This is a genomic window from Pseudomonas sp. PA15(2017), assembly GCF_001945395.1.
GTDB lineage: Bacteria > Pseudomonadota > Gammaproteobacteria > Pseudomonadales > Pseudomonadaceae > Aquipseudomonas.
The window spans coordinates 13,458-34,749 of the sequence record NZ_MSXV01000033.1; the positions used below are offsets into that span (position 1 = coordinate 13,458).

The 21,292-nt window shown below is 66.3% G+C and carries 18 protein-coding genes; 1 reads left to right on the top strand and 17 read right to left on the bottom strand.

The window, feature by feature from the left end:
- Positions 1-105: 105 nt before the first annotated feature.
- The 16 genes from BVH03_RS10940 to BVH03_RS11015 form a co-directional block, all read right to left on the bottom strand.
- Positions 106-714, bottom strand: a complete 609-nt coding sequence (locus tag BVH03_RS10940; RefSeq protein ID WP_075961183.1) for an RraA family protein — start codon at positions 712-714, stop codon at positions 106-108.
- Positions 711-1,481 (bottom strand): IucA/IucC family C-terminal-domain containing protein, encoded by a 771-nt coding sequence (locus tag BVH03_RS10945; RefSeq protein WP_075961184.1) that lies wholly within the window; start codon positions 1,479-1,481, stop codon positions 711-713. Before BVH03_RS10945 ends, BVH03_RS10940 begins: the two co-directional genes overlap by 4 nt.
- Entirely contained in the window at positions 1,478-2,269 is a 792-nt protein-coding gene (locus BVH03_RS10950) for an ABC transporter ATP-binding protein (RefSeq protein WP_075961185.1), read from the bottom strand. The genes BVH03_RS10945 and BVH03_RS10950 overlap by 4 nt, the downstream gene beginning before the upstream one ends.
- Positions 2,270-2,280: 11 nt before the next feature.
- Positions 2,281-3,312, bottom strand: coding sequence for an iron chelate uptake ABC transporter family permease subunit (locus tag BVH03_RS10955; protein ID WP_075961186.1), 1,032 nt, complete (start codon positions 3,310-3,312; stop codon positions 2,281-2,283).
- Entirely contained in the window at positions 3,305-4,294 is a 990-nt protein-coding gene (locus tag BVH03_RS10960) for an iron ABC transporter permease (RefSeq protein WP_075961187.1), read from the bottom strand. The genes BVH03_RS10955 and BVH03_RS10960 overlap by 8 nt, the downstream gene beginning before the upstream one ends.
- Positions 4,291-5,202, bottom strand: coding sequence for an ABC transporter substrate-binding protein (locus BVH03_RS10965; protein WP_075961188.1), 912 nt, complete (start codon positions 5,200-5,202; stop codon positions 4,291-4,293). Before BVH03_RS10965 ends, BVH03_RS10960 begins: the two co-directional genes overlap by 4 nt.
- Positions 5,192-7,063: an IucA/IucC family siderophore biosynthesis protein gene (locus tag BVH03_RS10970; RefSeq protein WP_075961189.1), complete on the bottom strand. Its 1,872-nt coding sequence runs from the start codon at positions 7,061-7,063 to the stop codon at positions 5,192-5,194. Before BVH03_RS10970 ends, BVH03_RS10965 begins: the two co-directional genes overlap by 11 nt.
- 4 nt (positions 7,064-7,067) lie before the next feature.
- Positions 7,068-7,841 carry an HpcH/HpaI aldolase/citrate lyase family protein gene (locus BVH03_RS10975; protein WP_075961190.1) on the bottom strand — a complete coding sequence of 258 codons (774 nt, stop codon included), beginning with the start codon at positions 7,839-7,841 and terminating at the stop codon, positions 7,068-7,070.
- Complete coding sequence (locus BVH03_RS10980) at positions 7,835-9,700, bottom strand: IucA/IucC family siderophore biosynthesis protein (RefSeq protein WP_143485944.1); 1,866 nt, start codon at positions 9,698-9,700, stop codon at positions 7,835-7,837. The genes BVH03_RS10975 and BVH03_RS10980 overlap by 7 nt, the downstream gene beginning before the upstream one ends.
- An 11-nt stretch (positions 9,701-9,711) precedes the next feature.
- A complete protein-coding gene (locus tag BVH03_RS10985; RefSeq protein WP_075961191.1) occupies positions 9,712-11,124 on the bottom strand; it encodes a DHA2 family efflux MFS transporter permease subunit in 1,413 nt (470 codons plus the stop codon).
- Complete coding sequence (locus tag BVH03_RS10990; RefSeq protein WP_075961192.1) at positions 11,124-12,323, bottom strand: type III PLP-dependent enzyme; 1,200 nt, start codon at positions 12,321-12,323, stop codon at positions 11,124-11,126. The genes BVH03_RS10985 and BVH03_RS10990 overlap by 1 nt, the downstream gene beginning before the upstream one ends.
- Positions 12,316-14,076, bottom strand: coding sequence for an IucA/IucC family siderophore biosynthesis protein (locus tag BVH03_RS10995; RefSeq protein ID WP_075961205.1), 1,761 nt, complete (start codon positions 14,074-14,076; stop codon positions 12,316-12,318). Before BVH03_RS10995 ends, BVH03_RS10990 begins: the two co-directional genes overlap by 8 nt.
- Before the next feature lie 85 nt (positions 14,077-14,161).
- Complete coding sequence (locus tag BVH03_RS11000; RefSeq protein WP_075961193.1) at positions 14,162-15,547, bottom strand: diaminobutyrate--2-oxoglutarate transaminase; 1,386 nt, start codon at positions 15,545-15,547, stop codon at positions 14,162-14,164.
- Positions 15,548-15,757: 210 nt separating this feature from the next.
- Positions 15,758-18,202 (bottom strand): TonB-dependent receptor, encoded by a 2,445-nt coding sequence (locus tag BVH03_RS11005; protein WP_075961194.1) that lies wholly within the window; start codon positions 18,200-18,202, stop codon positions 15,758-15,760.
- A 65-nt stretch (positions 18,203-18,267) separates the two neighbouring features.
- A complete protein-coding gene (locus BVH03_RS11010; protein ID WP_083640039.1) occupies positions 18,268-19,218 on the bottom strand; it encodes a FecR domain-containing protein in 951 nt (316 codons plus the stop codon).
- Positions 19,212-19,724 carry a sigma-70 family RNA polymerase sigma factor gene (locus BVH03_RS11015; RefSeq protein ID WP_075961195.1) on the bottom strand — a complete coding sequence of 171 codons (513 nt, stop codon included), beginning with the start codon at positions 19,722-19,724 and terminating at the stop codon, positions 19,212-19,214. The genes BVH03_RS11010 and BVH03_RS11015 overlap by 7 nt, the downstream gene beginning before the upstream one ends.
- Before the next feature lie 206 nt (positions 19,725-19,930).
- On the opposite strand from BVH03_RS11015, the gene BVH03_RS11020 reads away from it, so the two are divergent.
- A complete protein-coding gene (locus tag BVH03_RS11020; RefSeq protein WP_075961196.1) occupies positions 19,931-20,392 on the top strand; it encodes a hypothetical protein in 462 nt (153 codons plus the stop codon).
- Here BVH03_RS11020 and BVH03_RS11025 read toward each other — a convergent pair whose 3' ends face one another.
- Positions 20,393-21,280 carry a polyprenyl synthetase family protein gene (locus BVH03_RS11025; RefSeq protein ID WP_075961197.1) on the bottom strand — a complete coding sequence of 296 codons (888 nt, stop codon included), beginning with the start codon at positions 21,278-21,280 and terminating at the stop codon, positions 20,393-20,395.
- Positions 21,281-21,292: the final 12 nt, after the last annotated feature.

A 21,292-nucleotide genomic window follows, 5' to 3' on the forward strand; every position in this document is an offset into this window, starting at 1 on the left:
GCACAAGCATACTGCGCGTGCCCCGTGCGAACGGGCCATGCCCGTGATTTCGCCCGACTCCGCGCGCTGCCACAGGTGTTTGGATCACCCATGGGTCTGCAGACCCTAGCCCTCCGACTGCTCCAACCGCGCCTGCAACTCCGCGCGCCGAGCCGTATCGGCGGCCTCTTTGCTCTGCAGGCGTTCCAGTAACTCGCCGGCCTGTTCGGACGGCAGCACGTAAATGCCATCGTCATCGGCGACCAGCAGATCACCGGGCTGCACCCACACACCGCGTACCGTCACCGGTACGTTCACCGCACCCTCTCCGCCAAGCGAGCGCGTGGTATAGGCGCTGACACCGCCGCAGAAGATCGGCAGGCCGAGCGTTCGCAGTGCGCGCACGTCGGTCACCGGGCCGTCGATCACCACGCCGGCCAGGCCCTTGATGCGTGCAGCGATAGTTCGCAGCTCGCCCCAACAGGCGCAGTTCGCCTCGCCGCTGTTGGCGATCACCAGCACGTCGCCCGGTTGGCTGGCGATCAGCGCATCGCGCAGCACGCTGCCGTCCGGTGCGTGTATCTGCGCGGTGCTGACGCGGCCGACGATGTGCACATCGGCCACCAGCGGCGGTAGGCCATGGATGTGCCCTTCCTGCAGTACGTGGCCGATGGTCGACGCGGCGATGCCGCGATAGGCGTCGATCAAAGCAGCGGGAACGAGTTCGATGGTCATCGCGGGGCCTTGGGTCGGATCAATGGGCAGGTGGAGCAATATTCCACCGGGTCGCTGGCCTGGTAGTAAAAGCAGCAGGTGCGGCGAAAACGGATGGCGCGGGCGCCGTCATCGAGCCGCGTCAGCGGCCGGTTGAAATGCTCCAGCGGGTTGTAGTCGAGGCCGAACAGGCTGCCGGATGCCTCCTCGGTCAGCCAGCGAAAATCTTCGGCGCAGCGCTGGCGCGTCGCGGCGCATTCGAGCTTGGCCAGGCGCCGCTCGTACAGCGAATAGACGCGCACCGCGGTGTTCTCCCAGAGAATGCGCCGCGACACGCCGGTGAGCCGGTAGAAACTCTCCCACAGCGGCTGCAGCAAACCGGCGAACAGCTGCCCGACCACCGCCTCGCGCCAGGTATCACGCGCACCGGGTTCGGGCCGCGAGACGGACAGGCTGCGCAGCGGCAGCGACGAGGTCCACAGGCCATCGTCGTGGCCGTACTCGATGAAGGTATTGTCCAGCGACAGCTCCAGCCCCTTGTCGTAGGCGGACATGCCATACAGGCAGGCGCCGGTGAGCAGGAACGACTGGCGCTTGCCCAGCAGCGAGGCGGTGATGCGCCGCGACGGCGAGAGAATCACCGGGCCGAGCCTGTCCAGCAGCGCCGTGCAGGTGGCTTCGTCCAGCAGTTCCCTGGCCGGCAGGCTGCGCGCGAGATCGCGCTCGCTTTCGCGACGCAAGCGCAGCGCGCCGCACAGGCTGGTCCATTCGGCGTCGCTCAAATTCATCGCGGAATGTCCCGGCCGAAGGGAATGCACAGCGGCGTGTGGAAGAACGGGTCGGGAATGATCCGGCAATCCAGGTCGAACACCGTCTTGACCAGTTCTTCGCTGAGGATGTCCGCCGGCTTGCCCTGGGCGTAGGCGGTGCGCCGGTGCACGGCGACCATGTGGTCGGCGTAGCGGCAGGCCAGGTTGAGGTCGTGCAGCACCATGACGATGGTCTTGCCCTCCTGGCGATTGAGCTCGCGCAGCAGGTCCAGTACCTCGATCTGGTGGGCCAGATCGAGAAAGGTGGTCGGCTCGTCGAGCAGCACCAACTCGGTTTCCTGGGCCAGGGTCATGGCGATCCAGGCGCGTTGGCGCTGACCGCCGGACAGCGCATCGACCGGCCGCTCTGCCAACGCATCCAGGCCGGTACGGGTCAGTGCGCGGGCCACCACGGCTTCGTCCTCGGCCGACCACTGCTGCATCCAGCTCTGGTACGGGTAGCGCCCCAGGGCGACCAACTGGCGCACGCTGATGCCCTCGGGCGCCACCGGCATCTGCGGCAGGATCGCCAGTTCCCGCGCCACGGCGGCGGTCGGCTTGCGCTGAATGTCGGCGCCGTTGAGGATCACCGTGCCGGCCTGCGGCTTGAGCAGCCGCGCGAAGGATTTCAGCAGCGTGCTCTTACCGCAGCCGTTGCTGCCGATCAACACCGTCACCTGGCCGCGCGGCAACGCCAGGTCGAGATTGTCGATGATCGGCTGGCGCTGGTAGGCCAGGGTCAGGTTGCGGCTGGCGATGGCGGTCATGTCAGGGGTCCTCACTGCCGCTGCTTGATCAGCAGATAAAGAAAATACGGGGTGCCGAACACGGCGACGAAGATGCCGGCGGGCAGGTCCAGCGGCAGGAACAGCGTGCGCCCCGCCAGATCGGCGAGCATCACCAGGTTGGCACCGACCAGCGCCGCCATGCAGGCCTGCGCGGCGAAACCGATGGGGATCAGCTGGCGAGCGATATGCGGGGCGATCAAGCCGACGAAGGCCATGGCGCCGCCCCAGGCGATGGCCGAACCGGCCAGGGCCACGCTGACCGCGAGCAGCGCGGCGCGCAGCCACTGCACACGTACGCCGATGCCGCGGGCCAGGCCCTCGTCGAGTTGCTGAACCACCACGTGGCGCGACAGCAGCACCAGGACCGGCAGCAGGCACAGCAGCACACCCGCCAGCGCCTTGACCTCGTGCCAGCCCGCGCCATACACGCTGCCAGTCAGCCATACATAGGCCGACAAGGTGGTGCTCAGCGGGCTGAACACCAGCATGAAAGTCGTGGCCGCCGCCAGCATGGCCGACACACCGACACCGATCAGCACCAGCCGCAGCGGTGACGTGCCCTGCTTCCAGGCCAGGCCGTAGACCGCCAACGCGGCACTGCCGGCACCGAGCATCGCCGCCAGCGGCAAGCCGCCCATGCCCCAGGTCGCCGTGAAGGCCGACAGGTACAGCACCGCCGCCGCACTGGCGCCGCTGGACAGGCCAAGCAGATCCGGCGAGGCCAGCGGGTTGCGCACGATGGCCTGCAGGATCAACCCGGACACCGCCAGGGCGCCACCGATCAACGCGCCAAGCAGCAGGCGCGGCAGGCGCAGCTGCTCGACGATAAAGCTCAGCCCGGCCCCGCCCTCGCCCATCAGCACGGCAGCGACCCGCTGCGGCGAGAGCATGACCTTGCCCAGGCACAGGCCGAGAACCAGCACGATAAGGCTGAACAGCACGGCCAGCAGCAGGCGCAATGTCCCGGAGCCTTCGACACGCCGCGAGAAACCGCGCCAGCGCAGGATGCACGGTCTATGCATGTCGACCTCCGCGTCTTGCCAGGGCGATAAAGAACTGTGCGCCGAACAACGCGGTCATCACTCCGACCGGCACTTCCTGGGGCAGGATCACCACCCGGGCGAGCATGTCGGCGACCAGCAGCAGCGTGGCGCCGAGCAGCGCGCAGCCAGGCAACATCACCCGGTGGTCGATGCCGACCAGGCGGCGCACCATGTGCGGCACGATCAGGCCGATGAAACCGATGCTGCCGGCCAGGGCCACCGCGCTGCCGGCCAGCATCACCACCAGCACGCCGAGCTGCAGGCGGATCAGGCCGGTGCGCTGGCCCAACCCAATGGCGATCTGCACACCGGCATTGAGCACGTTGACCTGGGCGCCGAGCAGGCAGGCCACCAGCAGCGCCAGCAGTGCGCAGATCAGCAGCGGCACGGCGGTGGCCAGGCTGCGCTCGCTGAGCGAACCGGCCAGCCAGAACAGCACGGTATCCAAACCTTGTTGGTCGATCACCAGCAGCGCCTGGCTGAACGCCGTGAACAGCGCGGTGATCGCCGCCCCCGCGAGCACCATGCGCAACGGGTTGAGCGCGCCCTGCCCGCTGTTGCCCACCGTCCACACCAGCGCACCGGCCACGGCGGCGCCACAGAAGGCGCTCCACAGCCATTGCTCAGGCGCATTCAGGGAGAACAGCGACAGGCTGACGATCAACGCGAAGGTCGCTCCGGCGTTGATGCCGAACAGCCCCGGCGAGGCCAGCGGGTTGCGGGTCATGGCCTGCATCAGCGCGCCGGCCACCGCCAGGCTGGCACCGATCACCACGGCCATCAGGGTGCGTGACAGCCGGGTGGTATTGACCAGCAGGTGATCGACGTTCAGCGGGTCGCCATGCAGCAAGGCGTTGAACACGGTGCGCGGGGCGATCCAGCTGGGGCCGGTGGACAGGCTCAGCATGCAGCAAACCAGCAGCACTATCGACGCAATGATCAGTTTGCTCCACGCCGTCATGCCGCGGCGTCCTGCAGCAGGGTGCGTTCGATATCATCGAGCACGCGGTTGGCGCCGAGGATGCCGCCGGAAAATATCCAGGCCACGCCATCCACCCACCACACCTGCCCGGCTTTGGGCGCGCTCATGCGCTGCCATAGCGGGTGATGGATAATCGCCTGGTAATGGCGCTGCACCGCCGGGCTGTCGGCACGGCCGAACACGAAGAACACGTCGGCGTCGGCCACCGGCAGGCTTTCGCGGCTGCGCAGCTTGATGGAAACACCGGTGGCATCGCGGCTCTGGCGGTTCCACACGAAGCCCAGCTCAGCCAGCACGCTGCCGGCGAAGCTGTCGGGCAGGTAGCTGCGCACGTGGTCTTCACGCACGTCCAGCACCGAAACGCTGAGCGGCCAGCGCGCGCCGAACTTGGTGGCCAGGCGCGCGCGTAACCCGCTGATGCGGGCGTCCCAGCGGTCTTGCAAGGCCTGCGCTTCGCCGTCGCGCGCCGTGGCGGCGCCCATCACGCGCAGGGTGTGGCGGAATTCGAATACCTCGTCGAGCATCACCACCGGGCACAGCTGTTCGAGCAGCCCCTTGACCCGCTCGTGGCGAAAGCGCGAGGCGACGATCAGGTCCGGGGTGAGCAAGGCGATGTCCTCCAGGCTCGGCTGGGTTTCCAGGCCGACATGAGGCACGCCTGCCAGCGCCGGGCGCAGGTAGCGATACATGGGCTTCTCGCTCCACGAATCGACCACGCCGGCCGGCCGAATGCCAAGCGCCACCGCAGTGTCGGTGGCGCCTTGAAACAAGGTGATGATGCGCTGCGGTGCAGGCCCGGCCTTGGCCAGGGGCATTGCACCGGCAGCGATAACGCCCAGGGAAAGGCGCATCAACGTGCGCCTGGACAACGATCCACTAGGTTGCAAACTCGATCCTTTGTAATGGATTGACGACTAGCCCCTTGCCGAACGGCATGCTGCCCGGCCCACCGGCCCGTTCGATCATCGGGCGCAGCAGGAGTTTCTGCGGCCAGGTTTCGGACTCGAACAACTGGCCACGCAGCACGGCGCGCGCTTCGTCGTCGAACGGCACAGCGGCGATCCGCTCGCTCAGGGCATCACGCAACACCTGCCAGGCCTGCACGGCCGGTACGTCGTAAACGCGCTCCAGGGTATCGATGATACCGCGCAGGTTGACCTGGATGCCCAGGGTCTGCAGCCAGAACAGCAGGTCCTCGGGGCGCTCATGGTACAGCGTCTGGGCATGGCCCTTCTTGATGCGGTACTGCGGGTCGAGCATGCCGTTGCGCTCCAGCCAGGGCACGTACAGGCGCAGCGAGTCGTGATCACGCAGCAACAGCCCGCTGACCGTGCCGGCGTCGTATACCAGCACGGCGTTCTGGCCGTGCACCTCGCCGAGCATGCCGAGGCGGAACATGCGCAGGTTGACGTCGAAGAACAAGGTGCACAGCTCGCCGAACAGTTGCAGCACCGACGCCGGGCCGCTTGGCAGACCGCGCTGGCGAATGCAGTCGTCGAAGAAATGCCGGTCGCTGTCGGGCAATGGCGTCCCCAGCGCGGCCATGGGCAGCAGGCGCTTGGCGGGGTCTGCGAGCAGCGCTGGCGGGTAGCCCCGGACCATGGCCGAGAGGTGGCGCGGCGCTTCGTCGAACAAGGTACCCCCGTCGGGCATGTAGCCCCACCATTTGCTCTCGTCGCAGATGTGCAGCGCCTCGCGCAGCACCTCGTCGCGCTCGCGGCCCTGGCGCAGCAGCGCCTCGCTCAGCCCGCCGTTGATCATCTTCACCGCCGGCAGGTAGCGGGAGGCGCCGAGGGAATACACCGCCATCGGCAGTTTGATGTGATCGGCCGGTGCCGCGGCGCAGGCCAGCGACCGCAGCGACGAAGTGGGGTTGAAGCGGCCATCCCGAAAACTCAGGCGCCGGCACTCGCCACGCTCGAAGGCCGCGCCGAGCTGCGCAGGCAACACCTGCTCCAGCTGCCAGGGGTGAACGGGCAAAGCGACGTGGCTGTCGGCGATGCCCATGGCGCGCAGTTCGGCGTCGAGCTGCGCCCGTTGCCCGGGCTCGAGGATGAACTGCGCCGGCTGGCAATTCTCCAGGCCATCGATACCGGCGCCAAAGGTCAGGCAGCTTTTGGCCACCGCTACCCAGTTCAGCACCAGGGGCTGGTCGAACTCGGCCTGGTACTCGCAGTACTGGTCGTCATCCAGGCCCTGCTTGGCTTTGGCCAGGGGATGGAACGGCCGGTCGCGCAGCGAGCCCCACTGTTCCATGGCCAGGAAGAACGCGGCGCCGTCCTTTTCCAGCAGGCCTTCGGTCGGCACTTGGTGGTCGAGGGACAGCGCGGTCTGCCCGACGCTGGTGCGCAGCACGTCCATGAACAGCTCAATGCCCTTGTCGTTATCGACCGCATCGACCTTCACGCCTTTCAGGGCCAGGGCCATGAAGGCATCCGTGCTGAGTGGCCGGCTTTTCTGCCCCTGCACGTCCAGCACCGGGGTGCCGGGCACCTTTTCCCAGGCCTGGGTGATGCCGGCGCGCAGGGCGACCGCCAGGCCGCGCTGTTCGGCGGCGTCGTAGAGCCAGTGCCAGATCTTGTGCGGCACCTGCAGATCAGCCAATGGCGAATCCGGGTGCGCAGCACGCCAGGTCGCGGGCTCGACCAGGTGGCTGTCGAGGGCGCCGAAGAAATCTTCGGCCAGCAGGCAGTCGACCAGGTCCTGCATCACCAGGTCAGCGGCAATCGAGTGGTTGGTGTGAGTCATGGAATCAGTTTCCTCGCGTCGAGGTGGCGGCCAGCTTGGCCTGGAGGGCGCGAAACGCGATGCCGCGTTCGTCACCCAGCACGAAAGTGTTGACGCCGCGTTCGAGCCACCGCAGGTGGTCGTCGGGGTGGCGTGGAATGGCGCAGTACGGGATGCCGGCTGCCTGGGCGGCGCGCCAGGTGTCGAGCAGCGCTTGCTGCACCGGCGGCTGGTCGATCCGCCACGGCGCGCCGAACGACTGGGACAGGTCGGCAGCGCCTTCGAGGATCATGTCCAGCCCCGGCACGGCGGCCAGCTCCGCGGCGCGGCGCACGCCCTCGACGCTTTCGACCATGGCCACGACCATGATCTGGGCGTTGGCCTCGGTGACGTACTCGGCTAGGCTGGCTTTGCCGAAGGCGCCGGGGCGACCGGCATTCAGGCTGCGCTCACCCAGCGGGTGATACTTGCAGGCACGGATCGCCGCGCTCAGTTCCTCGGGGCGCTCGACCTGCGGCAGGACGATGCCCTGGGCGCCGCCGTCGAGCAGGCGCAACATGCGTTTGGGCGCGAAGTCCGGCACCCGCACCAGGGGCGTGAGGGCATAGCTCTCGGCGGTGCGGATCATGTGCTCGACGGTTTCCGGGTTGATCAGCACGTGCTCCATGTCGATGATCACGAAGTCGTAGCCAGCCTCGGCGATCAGCTCGATGGACGCCGCCGACGGAATCGAGGCGATCAACCCGCGTACCGCCTCGCCGGCAGCCAATTGCTGCTTGAGTCGGTTGGTTCTCAGCATGTGCGTGGCCCATGGATGTGCAAGGGATTGGGCACACGCTTGAAACGCCGCTCGCCGTCGCCCAGCAGTCGGCGCTTGGTCAACTCCTCCACCTCGTATTCGGCGGCGAATACGTCGAATGCTTCGATGCGCGCGGCGTGTTGCGGGTGTTCGCGCTGATAGTCGAGCACCACGTGTGCGGTCATGCGCCAGAACTCGCCCTCGTCCAGGCCATAGTGCTGACGCAGGAAGATCGCCATCTCGGCCAGACAGATGAAGAAGAACGCGTCACAGGAGAAGTCGCGCACCGCGTTCAGGTCATCGGTGAGGATGAACGAGTTGCGGTTCAGCTTGGCGTGGCTCGCCGGCAGCGGCACCAACTCGGGCGCCAGTTCCGGGCGAGCCAGGTGCGCCGTCGAGTACCGCACGCCGTCGTGGAAGTCCTTCAGGGCGATGCGTTCTGGCCAGCCGTCGCGGTGGATCAGCACGATGTTCTGCCCGTGGGATTCCATGCCGATGCCCTCGGCATACAGCATGTGCACGATGGGCGCCACGCTGACGCGCAGCAGTTGCTGCACCCAGGCGTGCAGGCCGTACTGAGCGATCCAGGCATCGATGAACGGCCGCTGCTCGCCTTCGCCATAGCGGTTCTCGACATGGCTCAGGCCGTTGAACGGCACGCCCTGCTCGCCCGGCTTCAGGTAACGGCTGAGGTTTTCCCGCCAGATCGCGCCCAGGGTGCCGTAGGTCTGGCTCTGGCGGATGGCAGGCAACTGGGCGTAGTCGAAACTGACTCCGGCCACTTCACCGAGAACCACGAAACCCAGCTTCTGGGCGGTGGCGTCGCTGGCGATCAGCCGTTGCAGCCAGTCGTTGATGATCGGCCCGTTGAGCACCGTGTGCCGCGCCAGGATGCGCGTGCTCGACGTGTTGGTCATGCTCAGGGCGAGCTTCACGTAGGGCCTTGTGGGCTGCTCGACGTTGGCCAGGGTGCGGATCGACTGCTGGGGGCGGTAATCCGGGCCGGACGTGCCCAGGTACAGCAACTCGCCGCCGGCCAGCTCGGCCTGGAAGTTCGGCACGATGACCTGCTCCCACTGCCAGGGATGCACGGGAATCGGCCAGTAGTCGGCCAGCGCGCGGCCCTGCTCGGCCAGTGCCCGGTCGATCTCGACCCAGCGTCCGGCGCCGAACTCATCCTCGAGAAAGCGCTGCAGGTCGATGCCTTGCGACTGGTTCACCGAGCCGAGCTTGCGCGCGATGCCCAGCCAGACCACCGCCAGCGGCTGGCCGAACTCCGGGCCATAACGGCGGTTGTCATCCAGGGAAAAGCCGATACGCGACTTGTAGCACGGGTGGTAGCTGTGGGCATCCATGAAGTGCCGCTCCAGGCTGTCGGCATCCAGGCTGTGTGGCGCCGCAGCGGGCCGGTAATCCTGGCTGCGCGACTGCAGGTCCTTGAGCAGCGTCTGCTCCAGTTCCTGGATGAAGCGCGGCATGTGCGGGCCATCGGCCAGCTCGCCGAGCAGCTCGGCGATGGCCTGGTGCAGATCCGGCTGGCTGACCTGGCCCTCGGCGTCGATACGCTCCAGGGTGGCCGAGTCCAGGCGGATGATGGCGAAGCTGTCGCTGAGCAGGCCATCGCAGCGGTACTCGACCGCTGCGCCCTGCTCGTCAGTGCCGGCGACGATAAAGCGTTGGCGATCGTCGCCCAGGGGCTCCTGGCGATAACCCAGTACATCCTCATAGAGCAAGGTTTGCAGCAGTTGCCCGACCACCCGCTGCGACACCTGGCGGTAGCGCTGCGGGTTGGCCGGGGTCGGCCACGCATGGGCATGGGCGATCAGTTCGGGCACACGAAGGGGAGAAAACGAAGACATGGATAGACACCTCATGAACGGTGTTCGGACAGGGCCGAGCCGGGCTCGGCGCCATCGTTAGAAAGGGGAAAACGCCAGGCGAACGGCAGGGCGAGCAGGATCAGCACGGCGGTGGCGATGAACACTTCGCCAACGGCACTGGCAGTGCCGGCATGGGCTGCCCCCCAGTCATTCCCGAGGCGAACCTGCAGCCACAGCGACGCCAGCACGATGGCCAGGGACGACAGCAGGCGCCGGGAGATGTTGTTCATCGCCGCGCCCTGGGTGATCAGCGCCTCGGGCAGCACGTCCAGCCCGGCGGTGGTCACCGGCATGTAGGACAGCCCCAGGCCAGCGCCGCGCACCACCATCAGCAGGCAGATGGCGAGCATGCCGACATCGTGGTCGATGGTACCCAGGGCGAAGGTCGCCAGGCCGGTCAACAGCAAACCGGCGCAGACGATGCCACGCGGCCCGTGACGATCCAGCAACTGGCCGCCGAAGTGGCCGAACAGGCTGGCCGACAAGGCGGTACAGAGCAGTGCGATACCGGTCCAGATGGCGCTGTGCCCCATCACCATCTGCACCAGCAGCGGCACCAGCACCAGGCACTCGAACATGCCGATGGACTGCACCACGGCGATCACCACGCTGGAACGGTAGGCCTTCAGGGCGAAGATGCGCAGCTCCAGCAAGGGCGCCGGGTGACGCAACTGATGGCGCACGAACGCCACCAGGCAGAACGCCGCCAGCAGCAGGCCAAGCAGGTTGAACGGATCAAACAGCGCTTGCAGGTCATGCAGCCGCCCCACGGTGATCATCAGTACGCCGATACCGACCGCGACCAGCAGGTAGCCGCCCAGGTCGAACGCCTTGGCGGCGCCCGCCTCGCTTTTCGGCAGCACGTTGACGCCCAAGCCGAAGGCCAGCAGGCCGATGGGCACGTTGACCAGGAACAGTGCGCGCCAGTCGCACCACTGCAGCACCAGGCTGCCGCACAACGGCCCGACCGCCGGGGCAAGCATCACCGCTGCGCCCCACAAGCCGGTCACCGCGCCGCGCTCACCTTTCGGATAGACCGAGAAGATGATCGCCAGCGATAGCGGAATCATCAGCCCGCTGGCGATGCCCTGCACCACCCGCGCCGCGATCACCCAGGCGATCGAGCCAGCCATGGCGCCGAGCAGCGAGCCGCCGATGAACAGCGCCAGACCGCCCAGGTACATTGACTTGCGACCTACGCGCTGGGCCAGGTAGCCCGTCAGCGGCATGGTCATGCCCATGCTCACCATGAACGCCGCGACGATCCACGTGGCCATCACCGGGCCCAGCGCGAACGCCTCGATGAAGGCCGGCAATGCCGGGTTCAACGAGGTGTTGTTGAGGCTCACGGTGGTGGTGCCAAGAATCACCGCCACGACCACCAGGCGACGCGACGCCAGCATCAGCCATCACCTCGGCCGACGAACACCTGCTCCGGTCGTGGATGACAAAGGAAGTCGGCGTGGGAGATGTTGTAGCCGTATGCGCCGGCCATGGGCAGCACCAGCAGGTCACCAACGGCCGGATCGACCAATTGACGACCACGGCTGAGCACGTCCTTGGGCGTGCACAGCTGGCCGACCACGCTATAGGGCCGCGACACGCCGCTCGGTTCACGGCCTGCCGCCGGTAGATGGATCACCGGATGATCGTGGCCCTGGGCGACCGGCAGGCGGAACTGGTGGGTGCCGCCGCGGCAGATCAGAAAGTGCTGGCCGTGGCTGGATTTGCTGTCCAGCACCTCGATGGCGTAATAGCCGCAGTACGCGCTGATGAAGCGCCCCGGCTCGAAACGCACCACCGGCGCATCCGCCAACGCCCCGAGGCGGCTCTCCAGGTGACGACACAGGCGTGGCCAGTCGAAGCGCTCGCCGCTCAGGTAGTCGACGCCAATGCCGCCGCCGACGTTCAAGTGGGTAACGGTCTCGGGCCGAGCGGCCAGGGCCTTCCACTGTGCCCAGCGCTCCAGGTACAGATCGAGCAGCTGTTCATGGCGCTCGACCTGCTGCTGGTGGGACATCGCATGCACATGAAAGCCCTGCAGGCGCAGGTGGCTGCTGGCCTCCACCCGCTTGACCGCCTCTGGCGCCTCGGCCTCGTCCAGGCCGAACGGCGTCGCCGTGCCGGCCATGGCCAGGCGGCTGGACAGCGTGGCCGGCAGCTCCGGGTTGATGCGGATGAACACCGCCTGCACCCGGCCCAGCTCGGCGGCGATGCGTTGCAGGCGCTCGATTTCGCCCAGGCTCTCGACATGAATGGCCGCCACGCCCTGGTTCAGCGCGGCGCGGAAGTCGGAGTCCAGCTTGCCCGGCCCGGAAAACACGAAGGGCCGGTCGCTGGACGCCGCCTGCAGCCGTTCGATCTCGCCACCGGAGGAAATCTCGAAGCCGTCTACCAACGGCGCCAAAGTGCGCAGGATAGGCGCTTCGCTGTTGGCCTTGATCGCGTAAAACAGCTCGACACCGGCCGGCAGCGCGGCCATCACCTCGCGCACGTGCTGCGCCAGGGCGTCGAGGTCGTAGACGAACACCGCCATGGGATCGGCCGCACGGCTGCGGGCCTGTTCGATGGCATCCAGTACGCTGGCGGGCAGCTTATCCATGGCTCACCTCCTCTGCCCACGGGCACGTCAGCCTGACGTAACCGGCATGCCGATCGGCCTGGGCCGACAGGCGTACCTTGAGGTTGGTCTTGCAGGCGATCGGCTCACCGGCCAGCAAGGCCTCCAGCTCGGGCGCCGGGCGCACCAGCTCGCGGCGCAGCGCTTGCAACTGCCGCTCGACCCGCTGCCACATGGCGGCGGCCAGGTGCGGTCGCTCCCAGCTCAGCGCCAGGATCGCCTCGGAGAGGTTGTTGACGAACAGGCAATAGCTGATGCGCTTCCAGCCCTGCTCGCGGGTGTAGGTCAGCGACTGACGAACGCGCTCGGCCAAGCCTTCCTCCAGGTGATTCACACCCAGGTGGTCGGTGAGCTTCACGCCTTCGAAGTCGCGCAGCAGTAACTGCGCCGGCCAGCCGTTGTCGTGCACCAGCACGGCGTTCTGCAGGTGCGGCTCGAGCACCACGCCGTGGTTGAAGAACAGCGCCAGCACCGGGCGCAGCAACAACGCCTGGTAGGCCTCGAACCAGTCCAGCAGGTAATCGTCGCTCGGCTTGCGAGCGCCCGGTTGTTGCAGGAAGCCCTGGATCAGCGGGCGCAGCTGCAGGTTGCGGGCGAATAGCGTGCCGGCCATCAGGCAGGATTGCGGCGCGGCGTGGCGGCAGAAGTTTTCACGCAGGATGGCGCCGGTCTGCTCGCGAAACCAGTGTGCATCCTCGGCGCTGCTGCCTGCCGGCGCCCAGCTCAATGCACCTGGCTCGCTGACCAGGGTGGCGCCACCAATGGTCGCCTCGTGCTCACGTTGCAGGCGGCTGAACAGGCGGTCGATGAACAGCGCGCTGTCCAGCTCGTACCAGGCGTTCTTGCGCACGCAATTGGTGATGCGCACGTTCAGCGAGCCCTTGAGGAAGTAGTCGCGGCCTTCGCCGTACCAGGTGCGCATCGACGCGGTCGGGCTGGCCAGCGGGCCTTTCTGGCCGAGGTCGACGATCTCGCCGCTGGCGACCAGCGCCTTGACCCGCGCATCGGCCAGGAACAGCTCGGCCTGTACCGGGTGCAGGCCGATCACCGCCCGCCCGCTGCGCGCCAGGCGCTGGTCGGCGAAACCGGCCAGCACCTGCTCGTCGCTCAGGCCATTGCCGCGCAGCTGCAAGCCGTCACGCGGAACCTCGAGCACATGCAGCGGTACCCGTGCGCGGAACTCCGGCGCATAGGTCTGCTGGCCCAGGTGCTCGGGCCACAATCGAGCCTTGGGCGCCGGGTGGTTGGGGTGGCCAAACCAGAGGCCCTGCTCGCTGGCCAGGTAGTCACGCAGCGGGTCGTTGCCCTCGCTCTGCAGGGCGTGATCGACGATGGCGGCGGTCACACCCTGGCTCTGCATCACCTGTTCGAGCAACTCGTCATTGCGCGAGCCGGTCAGCTGCTGGCAGGCCTCGAGCAGGTGCGCGGCGAACTCGGCGAAGGGCGGGCAATGCCAGTCGCCATCCCCCTCGCGCTTATACAGATCGCTGAGGTAACGCTGGCTGCCGAGCGGGTCGCGACGATCCACCAGCACCAGAAACTGGCAATCACCCGGCAGGTCGATCAACAGCGGCAGGCCCTTGCCCTGCATCGCGCGCAGGTAATTGGCCGGCGCGATGCCGCGCACATGGGTCGGCCAGGCATAGCGGGCGCGGTTTTCCGGCAGCGCGAATTCCTTGATCAGGCAGTTGAGCAAGGCATGGGTAGCAACCATTTCGCTGATCACCCGAGCCATGCTGCCGCGCACCGAGTCGATGCGTGTGACGTTGGCGGCTTCCTCGAAAGCGGTCGGGTAGGCACGCGTGGCGCGTGCGGTTTGCTCAGCCACGGGCACCTCCCAGCGCTGCGACCAGCGCGCGCTCGAAACGAGCGACCACCTCGGCGCACTGCGCCTCATCGATGATCAACGGTGGCAGCAGGCGAATCACGCTGCCCTGTCGGCCGCCGCGCTCGAGCAGCAGGCCCTGCTTGAAGCATTCGCTCTGGATGGCCGCCGACAGCGCGGCGTCCATGGGATGGGCGCCTTGTGCATCAGCGCTCTGGCGCTCGTCGACGATTTCCAGCCCCAGCATCAGCCCGCGGCCACGCACCTGGCCGATCGCCGGATAACGCTCGCGCAGAGCATTCAGACGCGCCTTCAGCCAGTCGCCGCGCACACGGGCCTGGTCGGCCAATTCGTCGCGCTGGATGATCTGCAGGGTGGTCATGCCGCTGGCCATGGCCATCTGGTTGCCACGGAAGGTGCCGGTGTGGGCACCGGGTTGCCAGGCGTCGAACTCGCGCTTGATGGCCAGCACCGCCAGCGGCAGGCCGCCGCCGACCGCCTTGGACATGACGATGATGTCCGGCTCGATACCGGCGTGCTCGAAGGCGAACATCCGCCCGGTGCGGCCGAAGCCGGCCTGCACTTCATCGACGATCAACAGGATGCCGTGGCGCTGGGTCACCTCGCGCAAGGTGCGCAGCCAGGTATCGGGCGCCGGGTTGGCACCGCCCTCGCCCTGCACCGCCTCGACGATCACCGCCGCCGGCAGACTGACGCCACTTTCGACGTCCTCGATGAACTGGGTGAAGTAATGGGACAACGCCTGCACGCCCGCCTCGCCACCGATGCCCAGCGGGCAACGGTATTCATGGGGGTACGGCATGAATTGCACGCCGGGCATCAGCGAGGCCACGGCATCCTTCGGGCCGGTGTTTCCGGTCACCGCCAGGGCGCCATGGGTCATGCCGTGGTAGCCGCCGGAAAAGGCGATCACGTTGCTGCGCCGGGTCACCGTCTTGGCCAGCTTGAGCGCGGCTTCCACCGCATCGGCGCCAGACGGCCCGCAGAACTGCAGGCAATAGCCGTTGGCCGGCAGCACGCCCAGCAGGGTTTCGCTGAAGGCGTCCTTCAGCGGCGTGGTCAGGTCCAGGGTATGCATCGGTACCCCGGAGGCCAGGAAGCTCGACAAGCTGTCGACGATGGCCGGATGGTTGTGGCCCAGCGCCAGGGTTCCGGCCCCGGCCAGGCAATCGAGGTAGCGGCGCCCCTCGACATCGGTCACCCACACGCCCTGCGCCTTGGCGATGGCCAGGGGCAGCTTGCGCGGGTAGCTGCGCACATTGGATTCGAAGCGGTCCTGGCGTGCCAGGTAATCCGCGTTGTTGCTGTGTACCGCCTGGCGATCGGATCGCTCCAGCGGCAGGGTACGTTCACTCAACATGGTGCTCGCCTCTATCTGTTCGAGGCTCCGGGTGGAGCCGTTGAAAGTCGTCAGCACTGCACTCATCAGTAAGGCGGTCAGTAACGGCAGGTCATACCGAATGCGGGTGCGCCTTCTGCGAGGCGTCCCGCTTCATCCCTGAATGGTTGGTTTTATTGTGTTCAGCGGGCGCCCGTTGCCGGGCGTTCGCTGTGGAGGTGCTAAGACGGGTCAGAAGCCGAGGGTTGCCGACAGCACGAAGGTACGTGGGGTCGAGAGCGTGAGGCCTGGCTCGCTGTCGTCCGAGGCGCCAGCGGAGATCCAGTCCCGGGAATTGGCTACGTTCTCGACGGTGCCGCGCAGGGTCACATCGGTCTCGTTGACCTTGAAGGCATAGCGCGCGCCCACGTCATAGCGCGTCCAGGAGTCAATTTCCTTGGTATTGGCCTGATCCAGATATTGAGAACTGCTGTACATGCTGCGCGCAGTCAGAGTCAGGCCCTCCAAGGTTGGCACGTCCCATTCGGCGCCGAGGTTGGCGTTGTACTTGGGCGTCGCCGGGGCGCGATTGCCGTCGGTGGCGCCGCCGTTGTTGGTGTCTTCCAGGTTGCTGTCGATGTACATCACACCGCCGAGCAGCCGGAATCCGTCGATGGGCTCGCCGAACACGTTCAATTCGATACCATCGTTAACCCGTTTACCACTAGGGCCGAAGGTGCCCAGCGTCTGACCTGGCTGTGGCGCCGCAGTTTCGTAAGCAGGCTGTTTGATGCGAAATACTGCGGCAGTCAGCGCGAACTTACCCATGTCATACTTGGCACCGGCTTCGAGCTGGCGGCTGATGAAGGGCGCAAAGATTTCGTCCTCGTTGTTGGAGGTCGACGGCGCGATCTTGCCCTGGCTCAAGCCTTCCATGTAGTTGGCATAGAGCGACAGTTGATCGGTAGCCTTGAACAGCACGCCAACCGACGGAGAGAACTTTTCCTCGTCGTAGGACGTTTCGCCCTTGATGCCATTCTCCCAGTCGTCGACCTTCACCCGCTGCCAGCGCGCACCGAGGGTCAGCAGCATCCGGTCTTCGAAAAAGCCCATGGTGTCGGACAAGGCAACGCCGCTGAAGCGGTTCTCGGTGTAGATCTTCGCATCAGTCCGGGTTCGTGCGGTCGGTTCTGGCGTAGTGATCGGGTTGTAAAGATTGCCTGGGCGGTTGGCGTAACGCCCACCGCCGTTCTCGAAGTCCATCGAGAAATAATCGGCAGCCAGATTGACCTCGTGGCTCACCGGACCGGTCTGGAACCACTTACGCACACCGGCGTTGACGGTGCGTACGTCTTCGTCGCGGGTGAAGTCACGGGGCTGGATGCTGAAATCTCCCGCAGCATTGGTGATCGAAACGTTGTGACGCAGGAAGTCGTGATTGCTCTTGCGCGCACCTACGGCCCCATAAACCATCAAAGAATCATCGATATCGTATTCACCACGCAGCGCACCGAAGGTGTCGCGGGTCTCGGCCTTGCTCCAGGCCTGGGCGTAGTTATGACGCACGTCGTCGGCCCTCGGCACCGGGGCATTGGCGCCAACCAGCACCCGCTCCTGCGGCGCATCGGTATCGCGCTCGGTATGGCCTACATCCATCGACAGGCGCAGGCGCTCATCGCGGAAGTCGAGGCCCACCACGGCCATCTCGCGGTTGACCTTCTGATGATCCCATTCGGTATCGCCGGATTGCTTGACGCCGTTGAAGCGGATGCCGAAGCGGTTGTCCTCGCCAAAACGCCGGCCTACGTCCACCGCGCCACCCACCTGGCTGTCCGAGGCGTAGCTGCCGGTGAATTCGGTGATCGGTTTGTCGGTGGCGCGCTTAGGCACGACGTTGATGCCGCCGCCGACGCTACCGCGCGGGGAAATGCCGTTGACCAGCTGGGTCGGGCCGCGGAGGATGTCGACGCGGTCGGCCATCTCCATGTCGATGGAATAGGTCGGCATGATGCCGTACAGCCCGCCGTAGGACACGTCGCTGTTGAACAGGCTGAAGCCGCGAATGGTGAACTGCTCGAAACGACCGCCCGCCGGGTTGGTGGAGCGTACCGCCGGGTCGCTGGCCGTGAGGTCGGCCAGGGTGCGTGACTGGGTGTTCTTCACCGCCTCGCTGGTGTAGGTGGTCATGCTCAGCGGCGATTCCATGAAATCCCGCGAGCCCAGCAGCCCCTGAGAGCTGCGACGGGCGACCTGGCCACCGGCGTAGCGCTCGCCCTCCAGGCTTTCCGAGGGAATGGTCACCCCGGTGATGGCGGTGGGGGCGATTTCCATGGTGTCGGCACGGTCGGCGGCCGGCGCGATGGTATAGGCCGAATCGCTGACCGGCTGCAGGCGCAGGCCGCTGCCCTGCAGCAGACGCGCGAAGCCTTCATCGACGCTGTAGGTGCCGGACAGCCCCTGGCTGCTGCGGCCGCTGACCAGCGCCGGATCCACCGACAGGCTAACCCCAGCCTGGCTGGCGAAACGGCTCAGGGCCTCACCGAGGCTGCTGCTCGGCACGCGGTAGGTGCGCTCGGCGGTTTGTGCATGGGCGGCCAGTGGCGCGATGTTGCCCAGCCCGAGCATCAGGCTCAGGCACACGGTGGAGTAGGAAATCGAAGACACCAGACGAGGCCGATGACGTGTCAGTGATGGCATGGCAGACGCTCTCTTTTTAATTCACTACTTCCCATGACAGGCGAGTGAGAAAAAAGGGACAGCCTTCAGACAATTTTTTCGCGTGGCACCAACGTGACCCAGTAACGGGTGCGTTTATGCACGTCCAGCGGCAGGCTGGCGGCCAGCAGATCGAGAATCTGATCGGTGTCGGCCAGGCGGAAACTGCCGGTCACCCGCAACGCTTCCAGGGCCGGCGACCAGCGCAACACGCCTGGGCGATAACGATCGAGTTCGCGCAGGAAGTCACCCAGCGGTTGATCGTTGGCCATCAGCACGCCGTCGCGCCAACCCAGCTGCCGCACGTCGAACGCCTGGGTGGATGCGACGCGGCCGCCGTGTAGGGTCAGCCGCTGCCCCGCCTGCAGTGCCAGGGTGTCGTAGGCGTCCGGCTGCAACTGCCCTGTTCCACTGAACAGCGAAAACTGGCAAGCGTCGCCATGCTGATGCACGCAGATCTCCCCAGCATCGAGCATCGCCCTACCCTGGGCGGTTTCGATGATGAACGGCGCGCCGCCCGCCACTCGCAGCGATACCTCGCCACGCAGCAAGGTCAGCCGGCGCCCACCGGCATCCAGATTCAGCGCAGAATCGGTATTGATATCCAGCACGCTGCCATCGGCCAGGGTCAGCCGGCGCTGCTCGCCAACCCGTGTGGCAAGGTCGGCGCGCCAGGCGTCGAGCGGCAATTCTCGGCTGATTAACCAGGCGGCAGGCGCCAGGGTGGCGAAACCGAGCATGCCCTTGAGCATGCGCCGCCGCCCCTGATCGGGCCGATCCAGGCTGGCCATCGCCAGCTCCGGTGGCAGCCCGCCGAAACGCGAGCGCAGCGCCTGGATCTTCTGCCAGGCGTGCTCGTGGCTGGCGTGCACGTCACGCCAGCGCTGCAGCGCCTGGTGATCCCGCTCGCTGGCCTCGCCGGACTCGATCAGCGCCAGCCAGCGCGCCGCCGAGCGAGCGACGCGGCGGGTGTCGTCACTGACTTCCCGTTTCAGCACAGCTCGACCAGCAGGCAGTGCTCGTACGCCTGCACCATGTAACGCTTGACGCTGCGCTCGGAAACCTCGAGGCGCTCGGCGATATCCCGATAACCCAGACCTTCGAGCTGGCTGAGCAGAAAGGCCCGGCGCACCACGTGGGGCAAGCCATCGAGCAACTCGTCGAGGGCCTGCAGGGTTTCCAGCACCAGCCAGCGCTCTTCCGGCGACGGCGCACAGGCTTCGGGCAATTGCGCGAGCGCATCGATATACGCCTGTTCCAGGCTGCGGCGTTTATAGAGGTTGATCAGCAGGCGTTTGCCGATGGTTTTCAGATAGGCACGCGGCTCCTGCAACTCGCCGATCGCGTGGGAACCGGCCAGCACGCGCATGAAGGCATCCTGACTCAGGTCGGCGGCGTCCCAGCCGTTGCCCATGCGGCGGCTGAGCCACTGCTCCAGCCAGCTGCGATGCTCCCGGTACAGATCGTTGAACGCTCGTTCACTCGATACAGCCAACCCACCCATGCAAACACCTGTTACGAAAGATCAATAACGAGATCGATTCTAATTAACAATTATCCCGAAAGGTAGTCTTGGATGCGGATTTGCTGCGTGTTGCCAGTGAGGATTACCCGCGGCCAGCGCTCTGCCTCGGACTCGCGCGCAAAACATTTGGCAAGGGTGGCCACGGCGCTCTATTGTGCTGCCACTTTTTTACCGAGCGGCTTGCCATGAGACGACTTTGCGTCCTGTTGTTCAGTGTTGTCTGTTCTTCTACCTGGGCCACCGATGCGCCCGCGCCGACACGCTGGACCCTGCTGGATCAATTCGAGAAGGCCTACACCCTGGACGACAACGCCCGCGTGGTGCTGGTGGCGCGCAGCATGTCCACCGCTCGCCTGGTGAACGGCGCGCTGGAAGAGAAACCGGAGGGTTTCCTGGACGCTCGCCACGTGGTCTACGTGGCCGATATCGAGAAGATGCCGTCGCTGGCCAAGATGGTCGCGGTGCCGGCCATGCGCTCGGCCAAGTACCGCATCATGCTCGACCAGACCGGCCGGGTCGCCAGCCGTTACGACGGTGATCGCGAAACCGTGCAGTGGCTGGAAGTGGAAGATGGCACCGTGGTGCGCGAACAGCGTTTCAGCGATGCCGCAGCCCTGCAGGCAGCGCTCGAAGCGCTGCCCCAGTAATCAGCCGAACAGCATGCCGAGAAAGCGGCCGATATAAATGTCGCCGCGGTAGGCCTCATCCAGGCAGATGTGCGCCCGCGCCAGGTGGCCGTCGAGGCGCTCGCGCACCTTCTGCTCACCGTGCAGGGCCAGGAGCGTCGACTTGCCGTCGTCCTTGCCCTGATCCTTGTCGCTTGCGGGGTTGATGTCCTGCAGGTCGTCGTAGAGCTGCACGGCGTGGCCCAGCTCGATGGCGAAGCGCTGCAGCACTACCCGCATGGGCTTGGGCGCCTCGCTGATCAGAAAAGCCATGTCCATGATGGCGCTGAACAGCACCCCGGTCTTGAGGTTGTTGGTGGCGGCGATTTCCTCTTCGCTGCGCGCGTGCTTGCCGTCGCGCAGGTCCTGCAATTGCCCTTGCACCAACCCTTGGGAGCCGATGGTGTTGGCGAGAATTTCCACCAACTGGGTGCGCACCAGCGGGCGCAACCCATCGATCGACGCCACTACGCCAAAAGCCCGAGAGAGCAGCGCCACGGCGGCGAGGATGGCGATGTCCTCACCGAACGTCAGGTGCACGGTAGGTCGGCCACGGCGCAGCTGAGCGTTATCCATGCAGGGCATGTCGTCGAGAATCAGTGAGGCGGCATGCACCATCTCGATGGCGCAGGCCAGATCCAGCGCCTGACGCTGGTTGGCGCCCAGGCCATTGGCGGCGAGCAGCAACAGCAGCGGGCGCATGCGCTTGCCCGGCGCCAGGGCGCCATCGCGGATCGCCGCAGCGACCAGATCGCGCTCGTTGCTGGCAGGCGGCAGCAATTCGTCGAGTCGATCGTCGACGGCCGCACGCAGCTGCATCAGGTGTTCGGTGAATCCGCTGTCGATCGTTGCAGTCGCATAGGCTGTCATCGTTCATTCTCT